Consider the following 1,623-nt stretch of genomic DNA (forward strand, 5'->3'; position numbering starts at 1 on the left):
TGGCTCTGGCGCAGAAACGGTGGTGACCTGAGTCCAGAGTGGTCGGTGCTGTGGGGCATCCTAAGCCCGGTGCGATGTGATCAAGACGGTCTTCCCTCAGCTGTCGGGTCTGGTCATCGACCGGGTGATCGATCAAGGGGCAGTGGTGCGGGTCGTCGCCCGCACGCCGGTGGCTCCGGTGCCGTGTTCGGGATGCGGGCAGCTCAGCGACCGGGTGCATGCGTATCACCAGCGTCGGCTGGCTGACCTTCCCGTTGGTGGGCGCTGTGTGATCGTGCAGTTGCGGGTCCGGCGCCTGGTCTGCCGGGCAGGGTCGTGCCCGCAGCGGACGTTTCGGGAACAGGTGCCCGCGCTGACTCAGCGATGGGCACGGCGGACCCGGCAGCTGACCGCTTTGGTCGCCGATCTGGCGGTGGCCGTCGCCGGCCGGGCCGGCGCGGCGGTGCTGTCCCGATTGGGTGTGCGGGTCTCCCGCAGCACCGTCCTGCGGGTGTTGATGACGGCGCCGGTTCCGGCCGGGCCGGTGCCGGCGGTGCTCAGCGTCGACGACTTCGCGCTGCGCCGGGGCCGCCGGTATGCGACCTTGCTGATCGACGCGGTCACCCATCGCCGGATCGACGTGCTGCCTGATCGGAAGGCATCCACCTTGGCCGCGTGGCTGCGCGAACACCCGGAAGTCGAGGTGGTCTGCCGTGACGGGTCGGCCGCATTTGCCGAGGCGATCCGCGACGGCGCGCCGCAGGCGGTGCAGGTCAGCGACCGGTGGCACCTGTGGCACAACCTGGCCAGGGCAGTCGAGAAGACCGTAGCCGAGCACAGCCGCTGCTGGCACGACAGTCCAGTCCGCCCGAACCAGCCCCTGGCCCAGCGCACTCGCGAGCGGCATGCGGCCGTGCATGCCCTGCTCGGCCAGGGCGTCGGGCTGCTGGAATGCGCCCGCCGGCTCGGCTGGGCACTGAACACCGTGAAGCGGTACGCCCGCGCGGCCACCGCAGAGCAACTCCAGCGTCCGCCGCGCTACCGCGAGACGCTGGTCGACCCGTTCCGGGACCATCTGCGGCGCCGACGCACCGAAGACCCCCAGGTTCCGGTGACCCAACTCTTGGCCGAGATCCGCGAACTCGGCTACACCGGCAGCGCGAACCTGCTGGTGCGCTACCTCAAGCAGGGCCGTGCCGATGCTGAACGCACCCCGCCGTCACCGCGCCGCCTGGTCTCCTGGCTCATGACCAAGCCCGAGCATCTCGCCGCCCACCACCGCGACCACCTACGAGACCTCCTCGCGGCCTGCCCGCACCTGACCGTGCTGGCCCGGCGGGTCGGCGAGTTCGCCAGCCTGCTCACCGGCCGTCGGGGCGAGGACCTGGACGCCTGGATGACCGCCGTCGACGCCGACGACCTGCCCGCCCTGCACGGCTTCGTCCACGGCATGCGCATGGACCTGCCCGCCGTCGTCGCCGGCCTGACCCTGCCCTACAGCAACGGCCCGATCGAAGGCGCCAACACCAAGGTCAAATTCCTCAAGCGGCAAATGTACGGCCGAGCCGGATTCGCCCTACTCCGGCAGCGAATCCTCCTCGCGTAGATCGATCACCCCGACCACCGTTTCTGCGCCAGAGCCAA

At 70.4% G+C, this 1,623-nt stretch carries 1 protein-coding gene; it reads left to right on the top strand.

Annotation, left to right across the window (positions count from 1 at the left end):
• Positions 1–79: 79 nt before the first annotated feature.
• Positions 80–1,585 carry an ISL3 family transposase gene (locus FXF52_RS40965; RefSeq protein WP_148805010.1) on the top strand — a complete coding sequence of 502 codons (1,506 nt, stop codon included), beginning with the start codon at positions 80–82 and terminating at the stop codon, positions 1,583–1,585.
• Positions 1,586–1,623: the final 38 nt, after the last annotated feature.

This window comes from Micromonospora sp. MP36, from assembly GCF_008119785.1.
In the GTDB taxonomy this organism is placed as follows: domain Bacteria; phylum Actinomycetota; class Actinomycetes; order Mycobacteriales; family Micromonosporaceae; genus Micromonospora.